The organism is Nostoc sp. ChiVER01, assembly GCF_034531155.1.
GTDB lineage: Bacteria > Cyanobacteriota > Cyanobacteriia > Cyanobacteriales > Nostocaceae > Nostoc.
Map to the genome: position 1 here is coordinate 113,287 of NZ_JAVRBS010000023.1, position 20,021 is coordinate 133,307.

19 protein-coding genes and 1 tRNA gene are annotated in these 20,021 nt (G+C 43.5%); 13 read left to right on the plus strand and 7 right to left on the minus strand.

The features are described from left to right. Positions 1-83 precede the first annotated feature (83 nt). The 5 genes from RMY00_RS25905 (at position 84) to RMY00_RS25925 (ending at position 7,355) form a co-directional block, all read left to right on the plus strand. Positions 84-812 carry a PEP-CTERM sorting domain-containing protein gene (locus RMY00_RS25905; protein ID WP_322650297.1) on the plus strand — a complete coding sequence of 243 codons (729 nt, stop codon included), beginning with the start codon at positions 84-86 and terminating at the stop codon, positions 810-812. Between the two features lie 239 nt (positions 813-1,051). Next, complete coding sequence (gene atpD / locus RMY00_RS25910) at positions 1,052-2,500, plus strand: F0F1 ATP synthase subunit beta (protein WP_012410748.1); 1,449 nt, start codon at positions 1,052-1,054, stop codon at positions 2,498-2,500. A 107-nt stretch (positions 2,501-2,607) separates the two neighbouring features. Continuing rightward, positions 2,608-3,021 carry an ATP synthase F1 subunit epsilon gene (gene atpC, locus RMY00_RS25915; protein ID WP_094348863.1) on the plus strand — a complete coding sequence of 138 codons (414 nt, stop codon included), beginning with the start codon at positions 2,608-2,610 and terminating at the stop codon, positions 3,019-3,021. A gap of 153 nt (positions 3,022-3,174) precedes the next feature. Continuing rightward, on the plus strand, positions 3,175-5,286 hold the full coding sequence (locus RMY00_RS25920) for a flotillin family protein (protein WP_322650298.1): 2,112 nt from the start codon (positions 3,175-3,177) through the stop codon (positions 5,284-5,286). 104 nt (positions 5,287-5,390) lie between these two features. Then, complete coding sequence (locus tag RMY00_RS25925) at positions 5,391-7,355, plus strand: serine/threonine-protein kinase (protein ID WP_322650299.1); 1,965 nt, start codon at positions 5,391-5,393, stop codon at positions 7,353-7,355. A gap of 10 nt (positions 7,356-7,365) precedes the next feature. Here RMY00_RS25925 and RMY00_RS25930 read toward each other — a convergent pair whose 3' ends face one another. Next, positions 7,366-7,665 (minus strand): 30S ribosomal protein PSRP-3, encoded by a 300-nt coding sequence (locus RMY00_RS25930; RefSeq protein ID WP_069071048.1) that lies wholly within the window; start codon positions 7,663-7,665, stop codon positions 7,366-7,368. Between the two features lie 139 nt (positions 7,666-7,804). On the opposite strand from RMY00_RS25930, the gene RMY00_RS25935 reads away from it, so the two are divergent. The 4 genes from RMY00_RS25935 to RMY00_RS25950 all read left to right on the plus strand — a co-directional run bounded on the left by RMY00_RS25935 (position 7,805) and on the right by RMY00_RS25950 (position 11,228). Then, positions 7,805-8,275, plus strand: coding sequence for a DUF29 domain-containing protein (locus RMY00_RS25935; RefSeq protein WP_322650300.1), 471 nt, complete (start codon positions 7,805-7,807; stop codon positions 8,273-8,275). A gap of 66 nt (positions 8,276-8,341) precedes the next feature. Then, positions 8,342-8,812 carry a DUF29 domain-containing protein gene (locus tag RMY00_RS25940; RefSeq protein WP_322650301.1) on the plus strand — a complete coding sequence of 157 codons (471 nt, stop codon included), beginning with the start codon at positions 8,342-8,344 and terminating at the stop codon, positions 8,810-8,812. Positions 8,813-8,852: 40 nt separating this feature from the next. After that, positions 8,853-9,668 (plus strand): TIGR01548 family HAD-type hydrolase, encoded by an 816-nt coding sequence (locus tag RMY00_RS25945; RefSeq protein WP_322650302.1) that lies wholly within the window; start codon positions 8,853-8,855, stop codon positions 9,666-9,668. Between the two features lie 171 nt (positions 9,669-9,839). Further along, positions 9,840-11,228: a cytochrome P450 gene (locus tag RMY00_RS25950; protein ID WP_322650303.1), complete on the plus strand. Its 1,389-nt coding sequence runs from the start codon at positions 9,840-9,842 to the stop codon at positions 11,226-11,228. Between the two features lie 232 nt (positions 11,229-11,460). On the opposite strand, the gene RMY00_RS25955 is transcribed toward RMY00_RS25950, so the two are convergent. The 4 genes from RMY00_RS25955 to ruvB form a co-directional block, all read right to left on the minus strand. Continuing rightward, complete coding sequence (locus RMY00_RS25955) at positions 11,461-12,759, minus strand: condensation domain-containing protein (RefSeq protein WP_322650304.1); 1,299 nt, start codon at positions 12,757-12,759, stop codon at positions 11,461-11,463. Between the two features lie 53 nt (positions 12,760-12,812). Beyond that, a complete protein-coding gene (locus RMY00_RS25960) occupies positions 12,813-14,087 on the minus strand; it encodes a glycosyltransferase (RefSeq protein WP_322650305.1) in 1,275 nt (424 codons plus the stop codon). An 88-nt stretch (positions 14,088-14,175) separates the two neighbouring features. After that, a complete protein-coding gene (locus RMY00_RS25965; RefSeq protein WP_322650306.1) occupies positions 14,176-14,979 on the minus strand; it encodes a tetratricopeptide repeat protein in 804 nt (267 codons plus the stop codon). Positions 14,980-15,115: 136 nt separating this feature from the next. Next, positions 15,116-16,216, minus strand: a complete 1,101-nt coding sequence (ruvB, locus tag RMY00_RS25970; protein ID WP_322650307.1) for a Holliday junction branch migration DNA helicase RuvB — start codon at positions 16,214-16,216, stop codon at positions 15,116-15,118. A gap of 237 nt (positions 16,217-16,453) precedes the next feature. Between ruvB and hisF the strand changes: the two genes are divergently transcribed. From hisF to RMY00_RS25985, 3 genes are all read left to right on the plus strand, one after another. Next, a complete protein-coding gene (gene hisF, locus RMY00_RS25975; RefSeq protein ID WP_322650308.1) occupies positions 16,454-17,227 on the plus strand; it encodes an imidazole glycerol phosphate synthase subunit HisF in 774 nt (257 codons plus the stop codon). 99 nt (positions 17,228-17,326) lie between these two features. Beyond that, positions 17,327-17,521, plus strand: coding sequence for a hypothetical protein (locus RMY00_RS25980; protein ID WP_012410736.1), 195 nt, complete (start codon positions 17,327-17,329; stop codon positions 17,519-17,521). A 94-nt stretch (positions 17,522-17,615) separates the two neighbouring features. After that, a tRNA-Ala gene (locus tag RMY00_RS25985) sits at positions 17,616-17,688 on the plus strand. A gap of 49 nt (positions 17,689-17,737) precedes the next feature. On the opposite strand, the gene RMY00_RS25990 is transcribed toward RMY00_RS25985, so the two are convergent. After that, complete coding sequence (locus RMY00_RS25990) at positions 17,738-18,961, minus strand: ATP-binding protein (RefSeq protein WP_322650309.1); 1,224 nt, start codon at positions 18,959-18,961, stop codon at positions 17,738-17,740. A 45-nt stretch (positions 18,962-19,006) separates the two neighbouring features. On the opposite strand from RMY00_RS25990, the gene RMY00_RS25995 reads away from it, so the two are divergent. Then, entirely contained in the window at positions 19,007-19,570 is a 564-nt protein-coding gene (locus RMY00_RS25995) for a Uma2 family endonuclease (protein WP_322650310.1), read from the plus strand. 41 nt (positions 19,571-19,611) lie between these two features. Here the strand turns inward: RMY00_RS25995 and RMY00_RS26000 are convergent. Beyond that, positions 19,612-20,021 (minus strand): WD40 repeat domain-containing protein (locus RMY00_RS26000; protein WP_416212105.1); only part of this gene is annotated, 410 nt, incomplete at its 5' end.

Here is a 20,021-nt window from a genome sequence, read left to right on the forward strand (position 1 = left end):
TATGTGCAATTTCGCTGAAAGTTTCGCGTAGGCAGTTGAGGATATTTCCACTGTTAACACATTTTTTTGGAGAAATGAGTTTTATGGCTACTTCAATTGTAATGAAATTCTCAATAGCTACCATCGGCACAGCATTTATAACTCTAGGAACCTTCAGTACAGCACAGGCTGGCTTGATTGACTTCGACACTGATGCTAATGGCAATCCTATAGATGCTCCATTTTTATTCTCTGACACTACTGCCCTTACTAATTTGTATGCCCCCTTGGGTGTAACCTTTAGTGGCCCATTTCAACTGAGTGGTGGCTCTATATTGAATCAAGGCAGCAACTTTGGAGTTAACGCACTCAGCGGCTCTAACTTTTTAGCGTTCAATCGTGATACGACCTTATCAGACGGTGGTTTACCAACAGACCCAGAAACAATCAGTTTTGCTGACTTGATAAGTGATTTCTCTATCTTTGCTGCTGGAGGATTTGATTTCTTGTTTCCTGAAGAATTTGAGCCTACTACTTTCCAGCTACAAGCATTTGATATCAACAATTTGCTACTAGGTACTGACACCATTACTCCAGCAGTCGGAGAGTGGAAGCAGTTAAAGTTTTCTTCATCTTTGGGTAATATCAGCAAGGTTGTCCTTACTGGAATAGGAGAGACTAATGCGTTTGTATATGACAATCTTTCTTTTACTCCTGCAAGTAAGTCAGTTCCCGAGCCTGGATCTGTATTAGGTTTAATTGCATTCGGTGCTTGCGGTGCAACTTCGCTCCTAAAACGCAAACAACACCAGAAAGCTGCATCTAAAGCCTAAAATTCATTTTTAACCTATTTTGATGGCTGCTGTGTCTTGTTGTTGCAAGACATGGCAGTTTTTGATTTCGATTCTCCCAAGCAGTTCGGGAACCTAGCCTATTATCCCCAAGCCCCAGTCTTAAGGATCAATTTAAGGCGAAGGTGGGGACGTTCAGTGCTAATCTGAAAGGTGACATTGCTTAATTTTATGTCTTCTCCGACCGTATCTGAAATATAGCTTCAATCATTAGGCGCAGCATGGTCACAACCGCAGAAAAAACAAACATTGGCTACATTACCCAAATCATTGGCCCAGTTGTAGACGTTAAATTTCCCGGCGGGAAATTGCCACAAATCTACAACGCCTTGAAAATCGTTGGCACTAACGAATCTGGACAAGAAATCAACATCACCGTTGAAGTACAGCAACTGCTGGGCGACAACCAAGTGCGGACTGTTGCAATGAGTTCTACCGAAGGCTTAGTGCGCGGTTTTGAAGTCACCGATACAGGCGCTCCCATTACGGTGCCAGTTGGTAAAGCCACTTTGGGGCGGATTTTCAACGTCCTTGGCGAACCTGTGGATAACAGGGGGCCTGTAAATGCTGAGGCAAGTTTACCCATCCACCGCTCTGCTCCCAAATTCACCGACCTGGAAACCAAACCTTCCGTGTTCGAGACTGGGATTAAAGTTGTTGACCTTCTGACTCCCTATCGACGCGGCGGTAAGATTGGTCTATTCGGCGGTGCTGGTGTTGGTAAAACCGTCATCATGATGGAGTTGATCAACAACATCGCTACCCAGCATGGTGGAGTCTCCGTATTTGCTGGCGTGGGTGAGCGCACCCGTGAAGGCAATGACCTCTACAACGAAATGATTGAATCTGGGGTTATCAATAACGAAAACCTCAACGAATCAAAAATTGCTCTAGTCTACGGTCAAATGAACGAACCACCCGGAGCTAGAATGCGGGTTGGTCTTTCGGGATTAACAGTAGCAGAGTACTTCCGGGATGTGAACAAGCAGGATGTGCTGCTGTTTATTGACAACATCTTCCGATTTGTGCAAGCAGGTTCGGAAGTATCCGCGCTATTGGGTCGGATGCCTTCTGCGGTAGGATATCAGCCCACATTGGGAACCGACGTAGGTGAACTGCAAGAGCGGATTACCTCGACAACAGAAGGTTCCATTACCTCCATTCAGGCAGTGTACGTACCTGCGGATGACCTCACCGACCCCGCCCCTGCTACCACCTTCGCCCACTTGGACGGAACCACAGTACTGTCTCGCGGTTTGGCAGCTAAGGGAATTTACCCCGCAGTTGACCCCCTTGGTTCCACTTCCACCATGCTCCAGCCAAACATTGTAGGTGACGAACACTACAATACTGCTCGGGCGGTGCAATCAACTCTGCAACGTTATAAAGAACTCCAAGACATTATCGCTATTCTCGGTCTAGATGAATTGTCTGAAGAAGACCGTTTAATCGTGGCGCGGGCGCGGAAAGTTGAGCGCTTCTTATCTCAGCCGTTCTTTGTGGCAGAAGTGTTTACCGGTTCTCCTGGTAAATATGTGAAGTTAGAAGACACCATCAAAGGGTTCCAAAAAATTCTGTCTGGTGAGTTAGATGCTCTGCCAGAACAGGCTTTCTACTTGGTTGGCGATATTAACGAAGCGATCGCCAAAGCTGAAAAAATCAAAGGTTAGTCATTAGTCAGAGACGCGATTAATCGCGTCTGTACATTAGTCATTAGTGCGATCGCTAATGACTAGTGGCAAAAGACAAAAGACAAAGGACAAAGGACAAAAGACAAATGACATTAACCGTTCGTGTAATTTCCCCAGACAAAACAGTATGGGATGCCCCAGCTGAAGAAGTAGTTTTGCCTAGCACTACTGGTCAACTAGGTATCCTAACTGGACACGCACCACTTTTGACCGCACTAGATACTGGTGTAATGCGAGTTCGCGGTGCTAAAAATCAGAATTGGGAAGCGATCGCCCTTTTGGGTGGCTTTGCCGAAGTCGAAGAAAATGAAGTGACAATTCTGGTTAACGGCGCTGAACGTGGCGACAAAATTAACCTTGATGAAGCGCGTACTGCTTACAACCAAGCAGAAGCTCGTCTAAGTCAAGTGTCAGCAGACGATCGCCAAGCCCAAATTCAAGCAAATCAAGCCTTCAAACGCGCCCGCGCTCGGTTTCAAGCGGCTGGCGGTTCGGTCTAATTTTACTTTCTATTTCAACTCTGTAGGTTGGGTAATGTCCAGCCTACAAATTATTTATTAAATTTTAAAAAAATTACATCAAGTTTAAGAAATCGAGCCTAGTTTTAGTGAAGTGTTAACTTAGCTAATTAGTTGCCCAGATGGGCACAGATTATGAAAAGGTTTTCATCTTTACTTGGTACTCGTAAACAAAATAAGGTAGTTCGTCTTGCAGCATCTATCGTAGCAACGTTAGCGATGGCTGCGCCAACATCTTTGACGATGGTTGGAAGTATTCACTCTGCCAATGCGACCCCTGTAAAAACAACTACTGCACCAGTCCAGCAAAATCAGACCAAATCAAATATTGCTCAGTTACAAATTAGCAGGACTCAATATCAAGCTGCTGGAATTAATCCTGTTGTAGTGGTTCCCATCCTAGTTGTCGGGGGTTTAGTTATATTTGTCCCCCTATTCTTTGGCGGACTTGTAGTAATTGGCGAACGTGAAGTCGGTATTGTAGTTAGAAAATTTACCCTTTCCGGGCGTGGACTCCCCGCCGGCAGTTTAATTGCTCTCAACGGCGAAGCTGGCTTGCAAGCAGATACTTTAGCTCCTGGCTGGCACTGGGGCTATTGGCCTTGGCAGTATTCTGTAAAAAAAGACCCGGTAGTTGTCGTTCCCCAAGGGGAAATCGCTTTGATTGTGGCAGCAGATGGTCAACCCAACCCACCAGAGCGGATTTTGGGTAAAATTGTCAGTTGTGACAACTTCCAAGATGCTCGGAAATTCCTCACCCAAGGCGGGGAAAAAGGGCGGCAAATGGGTTTTCTTACGGCTGGTACGTACCGGATCAATACCGCCCTGTTTAAAGTCATCATGGCAGCAAATGCTAGCACTCATGGCATGACTCCAGAACAGTTGCGGGTGTACAATCTGGCGTCTGACAAAGTAGGCATCGTTACTACCTTAGATGGTTTACCAATCTCTGCTGGTGAACTCGCAGGCCCCATAATTGAGGGACACGACAACTTTCAAAATGGTCAGAAATTTATTAACGGCGGTGGACGGCGAGGTTTGCAAGAACAGATATTGCTTTCGGGTTCTTGGAACTTGAATCCTTGGTTTGTCCAAGTTGAGCAAGTGCCGATGACCGAAATTCCCATTGGGTATGTGGGTGTAGTAATTTCTTTCGTGGGTAAGGCGCATCAAGATGTCAGTGGTGCAGCTTTCACCCACGGTAACTTGGTGAATCAGGGACATAAGGGTGTGTGGGTCGAACCGCTATATCCTGGTAAGCACCCGATTAATTCTCGGATTATGAAGATTGAACTCGTGCCAACGACCAACATTGTTTTAAACTGGTCAGGTCGGACTGAACGCCACAGCTATGATGCTAAACTGGCTTCTTTAACAGTGCGATCGCGTGATGGGTTTGCCTTTGATTTGGAAGTAGCGCAAATTATCCATGTGGGTGCTTTAGATGCTCCGAAGGTAATTTCTCGCGTTGGTGCAATGCAAAATCTAGTAGACCATGTATTAGAACCAACTATCGGGAATTATTTCCGCAACTCAGCCCAAGACTATACTGTACTAGACTTTCTCACCGCTCGGAGCGAACGACAATCTGAGGCTGCTGAGTATATTAAAACAGCATTGCGGGCTTATGACGTACAAGCGATCGACACCCTGATTGGTGATATTCAGCCACCAGCGTCATTAATGCAGACACAGACAGACCGGAAAATTGCTGAAGAAGAACGCAAGACTTATGAAGTCCAGCAGATGGCGCAAACCCAACGGCAGCAGCTTGTCCGGGAGACAGCACTCGCTGATATTCAGCAAGAAATGGTGAAATCGGAGCAGAGTGTACATATTGCTGACCTAAAAGCCCAAGCCCAAATTAAGCAGGCGACTGGTGAAGCCGAGGGGACAAAACTTCGGTCAATTGCTGAGGCTGAAGGTATTCGGGCTACAGGTAACGCTAAAGCTGAAACCTACCGCGCTGGTGTGGAAGCTTTGGGGCCACAAGGTTATACGGCAATGCAACTAATGCAGATTATAGGCGATCGCAATGTCCGCTTAATACCAGATGTCTTAGTTGGCAGTAATGGCAGCAATAACGGCTTAGTGGATGGGCTACTATCCATGATTTTATGGAATCAAACTGGGAAAGGCGAATTGACACCAACATCTTTGCATCCACAACCAGTTGTTAACAATGGACAATCAACCACAGAAAACGGTCTTCCACCGATAGTTGTGAATTTTCCTGTAGATAAGTAACATCAGGAATATGAGGTAGGGGCATAACAATGTTCTGCCCTTACAAAAAACAAACGACAGTATCTTCTTGTGGGCAAAATGCCCACCTTGTAGGTAGATAAATTTTGCTTTTACAAGAACGTTATCATTTAATCAAGCAGATTGGTAAAGGGGGATTCTCTAAAACCTTCCTCGCTGTAGATGAGGGTGAGTTTCCTCCAATTCCTTGCGTCGTTCAAGAATTATCGCCAGAATACGAAACTTCTATTACTTTTGGGCAAAAGGCGCAACAACTAGAAAAATTAGGGAAGCATCCGCAAATTCCCGCATTACTAAATTATTTTCAGCAAGATGGGCATTTCTATTTAGTGCAAGAGTTTATTGCAGGCACTAATTTAGCTCAGGTGGTTGAAGAAGAAGGCGCTTTTAATGAAACTCAGATTTGGCAACTTTTAGAAGATGTGTTGCCAGTTTTTCAGTTTATTAGCGATGCCTGCGGCGGGCTACGCCTACGCAACATCATCCACCGCGATATTAAACCCCAAAATATCATCCGTAGATCCCCAATTACTAAAAAAGGGAATTTCGTTATAGTCGATTTTTCCACTGCAAAAATCGTTACAGAAATTGATTGCCTAACATCTGAAACCAGTATCGGCAGTCCAGAATACGCTGCACCAGAGCAAGCGAGAGGAAAAGCGGTTTTTGCTAGTGATTTATATAGCTTAGGTGTAACTTGTATTTACTTACTTACTCAGATTTCTCCCTTTGATTTATATGATATTGCTAATGATTGCTGGGTTTGGCAACAATATCTTACTACTAAGGTAAGCGATGTCTGGCGACAAGACTCAAAGAGTCTACGCTTGGCGCAAATTCTCGACAAGCTGCTGCAAAAGGCTGTTAACCGCCGCTTTCAATCGGCTGATGAAGTTATGCAAGCAATGGGTATGGAATCTAAAACTCAAAATTTTAAATTACCGAATCCTCCTTGGCGATGCTTGCATACCCTAACTGGTCATTCTGGAACATTAAGTGGTGTGAATGCCCTTGCCATTAGTCCTGACGGTTACACTTTAGCCAGTGCTAGTGATGACAAAAGCATCAAATTGTGGGATTTAAATACTAAAAAAGTCCTAGCTACCTTATCAGGACATTCTCAAGCTGTAAAATCAGTTAGCTTTAGTCCTGATGGTCAAATTCTGGCAACTGCTAGCGACGATAAAACTATCAAATTGTGGCAGGTTGAGACATTAGAGCAAATCTGCACCCTCTTGGGACACGCACACGCTGTAAAATCAGTTGCTTTCAGTCCAGATGGACAGATTCTCGCTAGTGGTAGCTGGGATAAGACAATTAAACTCTGGGATGTCAACACTGGCAGAGAAATTTGCACTATAGCTGGACACCAATTAAAGGTAAATTCAGTAGCATTTAGTCCCCAAGGACAGCTTTTAGCCAGCGCTAGTTATGACAGAACAATTCGCCTGTGGCAGATACCAACAAGAGGCAGGGGAGCAGGGAGCAGGGAGCAGGGGGATATAAATAGTGCTGAGTTAAAAGACCACTCACAAGGAGCGGAGAACATTCCACCTTTCCCCCTGCCCCCTCTCCCCCAATCCCCACTCCGTGGGGGCCCCGAGTCCCCTTGCCCCATTCCCCCAGCTCCTTTGCCTCCTGTTGAAAACCGCCCAAGCTATAGCTTGTTAAGCACCCTTTCGGGTCATGCATGGGCGGTTTTGACAGTCGCTTTTAGTCCTGATGGTCGAATTTTGGCGACGGGTAGTGATGATAACACTATTAAATTGTGGGAGGTAAACACTGGTCAGCTAATTTGCACACTTGTAGGCCATTCTTGGTCTGTGGTGGCTGTGGCTTTTACTGCCGATGGCGAAACACTCCTAAGTGCAAGTTGCGACAAAACAGTTAAACTTTGGAGGGTAAGCACAGCAGAAGAGATTGTTACTCTCTCTGGTCATGTAGACTCAGTATCTGCTGTTGCTGTGAGCAAAGTTACACAATTAATTGCAAGCGGCAGCCGGGACAAGACTATCAAACTGTGGCAGCTTGTAGAACATGACAATAGCTAATTTTGTAATATCAAGCGCTACCTGTGAAGGCAACTTCTGGAAATTTCAATTGAGCTTCTGCCATTGGACGGTTTCTGCCTTCCTCTTGCCAGTAGTTAATCACTTCTGTTGCTTTATTAAGCAACTCGACACGATCCACATCAGTAATCCAATGTTTGGACTCTAATTCCTTTTTTAACTCTTCCCAGGCATCATTTCTGGGCCAAAAAAAGTACTTAGTCAAGGGACTTGTGCCTTTGCCGACAATTTGATCGACTGCAAGAGCAACGTTTTCGTCTAACCACAGAATTTTCAAAATAAACTTGGTCAATCACACCTCCGGGAATTTCCGGGCATTACTGAACTAGGATAGCGATCGCTTATTTTAACGCAATACTCTATCAAATGACCAAACAGTGATTGAGAATGGTCTACCATAAGGTTTAGTTGGCGCTAACTAAAAAATGCTTATGCCTGCTCAACTGCCCCAATCTCAAACAACATCTGGTTCAGATTTGTACGAGCAAGACTTTTACCTATGGATTCAAACCACAGCAGAACTGCTCAAACAAGGTCGGCTCATAGAACTGGATTTAGAGAATTTGATTGAAGAAATTGAAACAATGGGCAGGAGTGAAAAGAAAGCACTCAGAAGCAATTTGGAAGTGGTGCTGATGCATCTATTGAAGTATAAATATCAAGCCGAGAAGCGGTCTAGTAGTTGGCGAGCCAAAATTCGAGAGCATCGCAAACGCCTTAGAGAAGCTCTAGAAGAAAGTCCTAGCCTTAAACCCTATTTTGATGAGGTTTTCGGGCTATGTTATGACGATGCTAGACTCTTAGCTGCCGATGAAACTGAATTGCATTTGGCTATATTCCCAGAAAAATCTCCCTTTACGCCAGAGCAAGCCCTCAATCCCGATTTTTTACCTGAGTCATAATTTCAACTGGATCTAAAATATTCTACTGTTAATTAATTTTGACTTTTGAATTCGGAGCGAAGCGACGTGACTGCCCAACTGCCCCACTCTCAAACAATATCTGGTTCAGATTTGTACGAGCAAGATTTTTACCTGTGGATTCAAACCACAGCAGAACTGCTCAAGCAAGGTCGGCTCACAGAACTGGATTTAGAGAATTTGATTGAAGAAATTGAAACGATGGGCAGAAGTGAAAAACGGGCATTGGAGAGCAATCTGGAAGTATTGCTAATGCATCTGCTCAAATACCAAATTCAAACTGAAAGGCGCTCAAAAAGTTGGCAGTACACAATTCTGGAACACCGCAGGCGAATCCAAAAAGCACTCAAGGAAAGTCCGAGTTTGAAACCTTACTTTGAGCAAGTTTTTGACGAAAGCTATCAAACTGCTAGACGGCTGGCTGTGATTGAAACTGGATTAGACATTGCTATTTTCCCAGAAAAATCTTTCTTTACGCCAGAGCAAGCCCTTGACCCCGATTTTTTACCTGAGTCATGAGCGCATTATGATGATGTAAAACTCCTTAGCTCTCTGTCCCATGACTCAACAAACTTCAGTAAAAGCGATCGCTATTTTCGATATTGATGGTGTTGTGCGCGATGTTAGCGGTTCCTATCGCCGGGCGATCGCAGATACCGTAGAATATTTTACTATCCAAGCATATCGTCCAACCCCACTGGATATTGACCAACTGAAGTCTGAAGGCGTATGGAATAACGATTGGGAAGCATCGCAGGAATTAATTTACCGCTACTTTGAAACCCAAGGACAGACGCGTGAAGAACTGCAATTAGATTACAGTGCGATCGTTGCTTTTTTTCAATCCCGCTACCGTGGCTCAAATCCAAATAATTTTACAGGGTATATCTGTAATGAACCCTTATTACTACAACCTAGCTATTTAGAACAACTTACCCAAGCCGGGATTGCTTGGGGATTTTTTAGTGGTGCAACTCGTGCTTCTGCTAACTATGTCTTAGGAAAACGCTTGGGTTTGGAATCTCCGGTGTTGATTGCGATGGAAGATGCACCAGGGAAACCTGACCCTACGGGGCTTTTCGCTACAGTTCGTGAGTTAGATAATGGAATTGAGCAAAAATTAGCTGTAGTATATGTGGGAGATACGGTAGCAGATATGTATACCGTCGAGAAAGCGCGGAGTCTAGATTCTTCTCGCACTTGGCTTGGTGTAGGGGTTTTACCACCCCATGTCCAGGAAACAGCAGCGCGTAGTGATGCATACAGTGAGACGCTAATAGCAGCAGGAGCAGCAGTAGTCTTGCGTAATGTGCAAGAATTGACTCCAAGGCAGATTCAAGAATTGGTAAGTTCATCTGCCCAATCTGTGGTTTAAGATTAATCAAGCTACTACAGCACAGCATAAATAAACCTCCCATTCCAAATCAACGAAACTCTTACGCTGTATAACTGTTTGACTTTTGACTTTTAACTTCGCCTTGCGGTACTACGGGTGCATGAATGACTGGCTGATAACAATCTTTTAATCATTGGGAGATTAATAAAAATGTCTGCACTTAAACTGCCTAACGGTCCTCAAACTCACCCTTGGGTACAGACCTATCAGTGGCTGACTAATCCCTTAGAATACATGGAAGCCTGTGCTAAACGCTATGGTGATATTTTCACCCTTCGGATTGGCCCTGTTTTTACTCCTCAAGTATTCATTAGTAATCCCCAGGCGATTCAACAGATTTTTACTACAGATCCAAAACAGTTAGACTCTGGTGAACCGGCAGGGATTAAATCGCCCTTATTGGGAAAGCAATCACTACTAGCTCTAGAAGGTAAGCCTCACCAACGCCAACGAAAGTTGTTGACACCCCCTTTTCATGGAGAAAGAATGCTGGCTTATGGTCAGTTGACCCGTGAAATCACAGAACAAGTAATTAGTCAATGGCAGGTTGGGGAATCCTTTTCAGTTCTGCCATCTATGCAAGCCATTTCCTTAGAGGTGATTTTGAAAGCTGTATTTGGTCTAGCAGATGGGCCACGTTATGAAAAACTCAGGGAAGTGCTGCTGAAAATTTTGAATCCAAACCAACCCTTCGTTACGGCAATGATGCTTGTTTTTCCATCACTGCAACGAGATTTAGGTTCTTGGAGTCCTTGGGGTAAATTCTTGAATTTACGACAGCAAATTGACGAACTCATCTATGCTGAGATTCAGGAACGCAAACAGCAATCTGACCCATCTCGGACTGATATTCTATCTTTAATGATGGCAACTCGTGATGAAGACGGGCAGCCAATGACTGATGTAGAGTTACGTGATGAGTTAATTACCCTTTTGGTGGCGGGTCACGAAACTACTGCAACTAGCTTAACATGGGCTTTGTACTGGATTCACCATTTGCCACAGGTGCGTGAAAAATTAGTGCAAGAAATAGATAGCCTGGGTGAAAACCCTGATCCAAATGCTATTTTGCGATCGCCCTATTTGAGTGCTGTTTGTTCAGAAACTCTGCGCTTATATCCAGTGGCAATGTTGGCACTAAATCGCTTGGTTAAATCTCCCCTAGAAATCATGGGTTATCAGTTAAATCCTGGTACTCTGGTAATTCCTTGCATTTATTTGACCCATCATCGAGAAGATTTATATTCCCAGTCGAAACAATTTAAGCCAGAGCGTTTTCTAGAACGGCAATTTACCCCTTCTGAGTATTTACCCTTTGGTGGCGGGAACCGTCGCTGTATTGGCATGGCATTTGCGCTGTTTGAGATGAAGGTGGTTTTGGCAACAGTGCTATCTCATTGGCAGATGGAATTAGCTGATAGCAAACCAGTGCAGCCAGCCCGTAAGGGGGCGCTATTGGGGCCAAAAGGAGGTGTACAGATGATGGTGACAGGGAAGCGTGAGCAAAATCAGACAGTCCGGGAGACTAGTTTGGTTTAGAAAGTTTGAGAATGATATGAGATAGGATGGGAGCGATCGCATCTTATCTCATTTCATTTCCATATTTAAGTTTCAATATTACTAAGTTAGGCTAATTATCTCTCATCAAGCTTTGAAAATATGTTCCTGAGCAATTGTAATTTTGCTCAATCCTTGTTCTTTATAGTAAATCGTAAAGAGTGAGTACTTCTTGTTTATAATAATCTTCCGTCAACACCTCCAATGTGAAATTTTAGCATATATATGCTTCTTCAATATTAGCTATAACAGAATCTGCTAATAACTTTGCTGTCTTAGTACTTACCAGCGGAACTACATGGGCAAAAGTGCAAAATAGCTGTTCATGGATAGTCACTACACCTAACCAAAAAGAACTACCAATCAAATGCTGTCCTGTTGCAAAATATAACTCTTTCAGCTTTAATTCACCATACTTATCTGCTAAGTTAAATTTTCCCAAATTTGAGATATGTATTGTATTTTTTTGTCCCATTTGATGATTTGACATTTTGAGAATAATGTCTCGATTAACATTTTTTAAATCATCGCTTAAAATTCGAGCGATTGGATTTCCTATGCTAATGGCATGACTAATTTTTAATTTACATTCTCGTGCTAAATTCCAAAATTTCGTATTTGATTGTAATGTATGAATTTCTTCTACGATAGAGGCAAAGCAAGCTATGTGGCCAGTGGATACTTCCGGTTTGCAATATTTTCGTAAATTTACGTTTGAACCACAGGATAAACTAAGTGGTAGATCAGTAAAAGCAATTTTTGCCGCTGCTAATAACATGGCAGCACACAAAGCACCATGTACAGTGGTTTTCTCTTGTTTACAGCGATCGCTTAGTCTCAAAGTCATGTCTTGACTGACAATTCGAGTCACAAGACAGGTATGGCGATCGCTGGGAGGTGCTTCTTCTTCAATAATTAACTGGGGTGTAGAAATTACCTCATCATGTTGTTTTTCAGCAACATTATTTTTACTGATGAGACTACTATTAAGCAACTTCTCTAGCGGAGGCAATAGTTGCATTGTTACTACTTTTGGTATATTCTCCCCAGCAGTCATTTGCTGGTAATAGAACAATAACTGATCCACAAACAACATACATGACATTCCATCAACTATCGCGTGATGAAATGTCATAATGATTTCATTAATGCCATTATTTATTGAAGAGCGTAATAAAGTTACTCGACAAAGAGGACTGGTATTTCTAGGGAATTTCTGATGTAACTCTTCTTCGGCAACTTTCAGCCATTGATTTTCATCTTGCTTATCTATAACATATAAGGGTATTTTTGTTGTACCTTCCCATTGAAAATAAGCGCCATCTTCTAAATTAACAATGTGAGATTGAAGCAGAGGATGAACCTTTTGTAGACAATCGAGAGCTTGTTGTAAAATAGCAGGTTTTATTGCTCCTTCTATACGAGCAACATTAACATCGATCATACCGCCTACATCATGGAGAATATCGAACAGGTTCTCGATTAAACCAAGTTTTCTATTGGGGAAGTTCATAATTGATGTTATGGAAATCAGCTAATTTTTTCAAAAGTTTGTCATGCCGTATATTAGGAAGCTAAAACCGGCTTCCCTGTAGCAACAACTTGTTCCACAATATCAATGGCTCGGCTCACACCCCCTGCTTTTTTAATCGCTTCTTGTAACCTAACCGCATTCTGTTTATAAGAATCTTCCGTCAACACCTTTTGGATAGCAGTTCGCAGTTTAGTAACATTCACACGACTCAGGGGTATAGCCTCACCAGCACCAGCCCAAGCCAAACGTGCTGCTACACCTGGTTGATCATTAGCAACGGGAATGGCAACCATTGGTACACCATTATTTAAGGACTCCAAAGTAGTATTCATCCCTGCGTGGGTAATGGTGAGAGCCGCTTTTTGCAGTAATTCCAATTGGGGTGCATAACCAACAACTAGCGGATTTCCCGGCAAACTTCCCAAAGCCTCTGGAGTTGCAGAACCACCTAACGAAATTACTAGTTGGGCATCCAAATCATTACAAGCTTCGGCAATAGATTTAAAAATTCCCAATAGGCGATTTTGGACAGTCCCCATTGAGGCGTAAATTAATGGTTGCCCTGTCAATTTTTCATAAGGAAAATTTGGAACTTCCCGACCAGTTGGACTATGATAAGGGCCTGTAAAATGAAACCACTGGGGCAAATGCTGCCTGGGAAATTCCAATTGGGCAGGCTGTTGACTAATTTGAGCTATTGAAGAATAGTTGTCATTGGGGTGAGAATGCAAAGGTAACTTCCACCCTCGGCGATACTCATTTATTACTTCTCTGACTGGTTTAGCAATGCTATTTAACAACTGATAACCCGCTCTGTTACGTAGTTGCGCCCACCAAGCAGTGTTATACCCCCAGTTTGTCATAAATGGGGGAACACTATCTTCTCGATTAAGTACTACAGCACTGCAAATGGTAACAAAGGGAAGTCTTAAAAAGTCTGCAACAGTTCCTCCCTCTGGAGTAACCTGGTCTACTAAAAGTGCCTCCACACCCGCTTCTTTAATTGCTGGTGGTGCATCCCTGAGCATAACATCTGCCCCTTCTTTGAGCAGATTAACGGTATATTGCAATGCAGTAAGTCCACTCAATTTTCCCAACTTAGCCAAGGATTCTGCCATCCTCCCGCGGGGAAACTTAGATTCACCAATCGTCCTAAATTCTAATCCTGCTGCCAGTGTTCGCGGTTGAGCATCGGAAAAGGCAAATACGGTAACTTGATGACCCCGATTTTGCAGTTCTTTTCCCAAGGGGAGCATAGTGTTGAGATGACCAGTTGATGCTGGGCAAATCAGTCCATAATGAGTCATAGTTACTGCTTCTGGTTGATTACAATGATGTATACCAGAAAACACCTAGATAGGCAAAGAAAAGAAATCTTTATTCAGTTAGAAGTGCCTACTGAATTTTCAAGAACTTATCCAAAGCTGTAACTAGGCTGGGAGGCCAACGGCGGATATTTTTTACCCAGTTGATATCCTTATAGCGGCTATCAAGTCCATAAGCTGCTACCCAGTTGCTTTCGGCTTCACCTTGTTCTCCATTTACCCAATATGCAGCAGTAAGGGCGGCACGCACATCAGCAAATTGGGAGTATTTACGGGCGATATTTCGCATTTCACGGATTGCTTGCTCTTTTTGACCAGTTTCATACAGAGCGAGGGCGTAGTTAGCACGGGCGAAGGCAAAATTTGGGGCTATCTCATTAGATTTTTTGTAGTCTGCGATCGCATCTTCCCATTTTCCTAAACCTGTTTTGGCATTGCCGCGATTGTTATACGCCATCGCATCGTTAGGATCGAGTTCTAAGACATGATTATAATCTGCGATCGCCGAATCCCATTTTCCCATCCCTTCCAACGCTGCGCCCCTATTTAAATACGGATCGGTGACATTCGGCGCTAGTTCTATCGCTTTGTTATAATCTGCGATCGCTTCTTGTAACTTATTCTGACTTACCCGCGAGTTGCCCCGGTTACTCCACGCCCCGGCATTGGTGGGAAATTGCTCAATAATCTTTGTCCAATAAGTTTCAGCCGTCGCAAAATCACCTTGATTCGTCGCTGCAAACGCTTGATTTGCCCACTCATCGCCTTGTCTTAACTGTTCTTGAGTAATGGGCGCTTGAGATTGTGCCATGACTGGAGTACCCCAGCCAAACACAATTAACAGACTGAGAAAAATACCAATCAACTTAATCATCTAGGTTTAACCTGCGTTTATCTTTAAGACGGGGAATAGGGAATAGCGAGTAGGGAGTCAGGGAAAAGAAAGAGATAAGGGGAACAAGGGCAATAACCATACCCATTCCCCACTCCCTACTCCCCACTCTTTATAATTACAATAATGACAACTGTTCATTAGGTGGCGTGAATCCCAAATGCTTATATGCTGCTTTTGTCGCCATCCTGCCGCGATGAGTCCGAGTTAAATAACCAATCTGCATGAGGTAAGGTTCGTATACCTCTTCTATTGTTTGAGTATCTTCACCCGTAGCTGCTGCCATTGTTTCTAACCCCACTGGCCCGCCGTTAAATTGTTCAATTATCACACTCAGCATCTGGCGGTCTGTCCAATCTAAACCGCAGGGATCTACTTGGAATAGTTGCAAGGCTTCAGATGCGATACTTTCATTAATCTCTCCAGATATTTTTACTTCCGTATAATCACGGACTCGCTTAAGTAATCTATTAGCAATCCGTGGCGTTCCGCGTGAACGACGGGCAATTTCTGTTGCACCATCTTCTGTAATAGGGGTTTTGAGTAATTGAGCGGTTCGCAGTACAATTTGAGTCAGTTCATCAACTTCATAAAATCGCAGTTTTTGAATTAAACCGAAGCGATCGCGCAGTGGTGAAGTTAAAGCACCCACACGAGTTGTAGCTCCCACTAAGGTAAACTTTGATAGCGGTAAACTTCTAATCCGAGCGCTGGAACCCTTACCAATAGTAATATCTAAGCGATAATCTTCCATCGCGGGATAGAGAATTTCCTCCGTCATCCGCGAGAGGCGATGAATTTCATCCACAAATAAAATATCACCTGGTTTCATATTCACCAGTAGCCCGACAATATCCCGTGGACGTTCTAGGGCTGGCGCACTAGTAATTTTGTAATTTACCCCCATTTCCGATGCTAAAATCATTGCCATTGTGGTTTTGCCCAATCCCGGCGGCCCATACAACAGCAAATGATCCAGCACCTCACCACGAGACTTGGCTGCTTTGATGGCAATATCTAGCACATCCTTTAAATCTTTTTGCCCAATGTAATCAGCAAATCGGTGTGGTCGAATACCCTCTTCCTGCTGTTCTTGTTCATCAATAGCAGCTTCAGGCTTCAAAATATTTTCTGTGGATGGTGCTTTCGCCGGCTCTCGCAGCTGCTTTGGTTCTCCATTGGGTTCTGGAGGCTGTTTTTTCGATGAGATTATCGCCATAATTCAGCTATCTACTTTTAAGGGACTAGGGAGTGGGGAGTGGGGAGTGGGGAGAGCACGGGGACAAGGGGAAAGACTTGGGAGAACTTGCAACAAGTCTTTCCCCTTGTCTCCAATTCTCCTTGTCCCCTTGTCCTCTTGCCCATGCCCCATGCCCGTGAAAATTTTAGTTTGAGAATACCCGCGCCAATTTAAAATTTAAATTCCGGTCAATTACCCAGAAATACAAAAGTTATTATGTTATCTAAAAGAATCTTACCGTGCTTAGATGTGAAGGCGGGACGGGTTGTAAAAGGAGTTAACTTTGTAAATCTCCAAGATGCAGGCGATCCGGTAGAGCTGGCCAAGGTTTACAACGAAGCCGGTGCTGATGAGTTAGTATTTCTGGATATTACAGCTACTCATGAAGACCGAGCTACTATTTTAGATGTGGTCTACCGAACTGCTGAACAGGTCTTTATTCCATTGACTGTAGGTGGTGGCATTCAATCCTTAGAAAATGTTAAAGCTTTGTTACGAGCAGGCGCAGATAAGGTTAGTATTAATTCTGCGGCGGTGCGTGATCCAGACTTGATTAATCGGGCAAGCGATCGCTTTGGTAATCAGTGCATAGTTGTTGCAATTGATGCCAGACGCAGAAATAACCCGGAAAATCCAGGTTGGGATGTCTATGTGCGGGGTGGCAGGGAAAATACAGGCTTAGATGCTCTACTGTGGGCACAAGAAGTTGAAAAACGGGGGGCCGGAGAACTGCTAGTAACAAGTATGGATGCTGATGGAACCCAAGCCGGGTATGACATTGAGATCACACGGGCAATTGCCAATGCTGTGGAGATTCCAGTTATTGCTTCAGGTGGTGCAGGTAATTGTGAACATATCTACACAGCCCTAACCCAAGGCAAAGCTGAAGCAGCATTACTCGCATCTCTGTTACATTACGGACAATTAAGCGTAGCAGAAATCAAAAATTACTTGCGCGATCGCAACGTGCCAGTAAGAACATTTTCCTGATCCATCATTTACTGTTTAATGACATCTATCTAAGGCTAGACACACTTCCCTGAAAGGGTGTTAATATTATTTTACAAGTATTAACAATTATTAAAAAATATGTTGCTTCCTATTTTACTTTTTGATGTCGCCCTGGTGGCGTGGTCACTGCACTTAATGGAAAAAGCCTACGAGAGTAAAGAATTTTCTCTGATGTTGGCTGGTACATTAGTTGCTCTGGCTGCTGCTGCCATGTTAGTAGTTTACTTCTTGATGGGGCACTGTATGACCTATTTGTTGCAAGTGTCCTTATAAATGCCCAGTGGTTGAGGAGATATTAAAAATTTATTTTTCACAAAAAGCTTGACAAAGTAGCAATAATTAAGCGATTATGTATAATGGATTTTAAGGGGTTATAGCGCAGTTGGTAGCGCACCTCAATGGCATTGAGGGGGTCAGCGGTTCGAATCCGCTTAGCTCCATTCCTAACACCCTAACCTTCTTTATTAAGGGAGAGGGTTATGAAAGTTTTCAGAAGGTTTTAAATGCTTGTTTCCCTAGCCAGTCTCGAAAGTTGGAATGATAGAGACTGTAATAGGTTTCTGAACCGATTCGTTTTTGCTGTAAGAACTCTAGCCAATTTTCAAGCACTTCTTCAACTTCATACTCATCAGTATCAATGATTTGTGCGATCGCTGCGGCAGTCTGCGCCAAAGCTTCCACTGATATTGCTTTTTGCTGCTGTATTAAGACATTTAACACATCTGTGCTATGTTGCGTGTCTTGTTCGGGTGGAAACATTTTGTGTAAATGCTGCTGATAATATGCTTCTAAACCAGGCGGGAGTTGATCGCACTCGAAAGATTCCGGGTAAAAATTTTCTACGATTGCACCTACAATCTGGCTAACATACATAAAATTATTTTCGCTCAAAGTGGTGAGGCGATGCCTAACGGCAAGCTGCTCCGCATCTACGCTAAATTCTTCTTCATTAATCTGGTGATTACTCAACCAAGATTTAAGATCCCCTCTAACCCCCATTAACAAGGGCGAAATATTGCCCCCCTTTTCAAGGGGGGTTGGGGGGATCTCTTGAGGAGTTAGGTAATTTTGAATATAAGCTTGAATATCCCGCCGATTTTCTTCTGGATAATCTGCTAAATCAAGACTTTGCGACGGCGTTTCAATTAATAAACCCGACTTGTCTCGCAAGAAAGGTCTACGAGTGAGGAGGAAATAGACTTTATCCGGGAGATAGCGGGGGAGATAAAACAGATTCGTACCAGATGGTTGGCTGTTGCGGTCAATGCAATTCAACCCATCAATGGCAATTATTAGTTTTTGATGAGGTTCTAACTTATCGCTGATTTGCTGGAGAAGACTAGAGAAAAACCAACTTCCCTCTGTGGCGTTATCTGGGAGAGAGGTGTAATTAAGCGAGTATTGATTAATGAGTTGCGTGCAGATATTTATGAGAAATTCGTCAGCACGATTTTTACCCTCAAGTTCGGCATTGTAATAAATAACTTGAGGATTGTTTGTCACATATTTGGCGAGAATTGCACTTTTACCGCTACCGGGTGCGCCAATGATAGTAAAGTAACCCTGGCGATCGCGGTGGAGAAAGTTGTTAATAGCCGTGAAGACAAATTCACGACCGACAAAGTTTAGGCTTTTGGCTTGAATAATTTGCTCAAAATCTGTGGGATGTCCTCTGGAATTGATTTTTATTGGTGGTTTGGGTGGTGAATTCATAATTGTGAGGAATAATTATAAGATGAAGCAACAGTGGAGGCAGTCATGACTGTGCAGTTATTAAGACGAAAATTCACGGTTGAGCAATATCAGAAAATGATTGAGTCGGGGATTCTCACACAAGATGACCGAGTGGAATTGATACGGGGAGAGATTATTGATATGTCGCCTATTGGAACAAAACACGCTGCTTGTGTGAAACGGTTAAACAAACTCTTGTCTCAGAAGTTACGGGATAGAGTTCTTATTGCTATTCAAGACCCTGTGAAACTGAACGATAACTCACAACCTCAGCCAGATGTAGCATTACTCAAACCCCGTGATGATTTTTACGCCACTGCACACCCCCAACCCCAGGATATTTTTTTATTAATTGAAGTAGCTGATTCAACTATCGAGTATGACCGGGAAGAGAAAATCCCTTTATATGCACAAGCAAACATAATTGAAGTTTGGTTAGTAGATATTAACGAGGAAATTGTGGAAGTTTATCAACAACCAACAGCCGCAGGATATCAGCTTATGCAAAAGTTCGCTAGCAGTCAAACTTTATCAATTCCAGACTTCCCTGATGTAAACATTAACGTCAATGAAATCCTCTATCAGTAATATATTGTGTAGTTTCTCAATTACGAATTACGAATTACGAACTACGAATTACCTTTCATCCCTTCAAGGCGCAAAAAATGTACCCTACCTGATTGTTCCCCTGCCACAATTGTCATGCGATCGGGTGCAACTGCACAGCAATTAATGAAACTTTCCCCTGTGAAGGTGGCAATGACCTCCCCTGTTGCCAGATTCCAGACTTTCAGGGTGGAGTCAAGGGAGGCAGAAATCAGCTGTTGCCCATTGGGGGTGACGGCGACGGCTTTTACATAGGAACTATGACCTTTGAGGGTGAATAGTTCCTCCCCAGTTGCCAGATTCCAGACTTTCAGGGTGGAGTCAAAAGAGGCAGAAATCACCTGTTGCCCATTGGGGGTGACGGCGACGGCTTTTACCGAGTAACTATGACCATTGAGGGTGAATAGTTCCTCCCCTGTTGCCAGATTCCAGA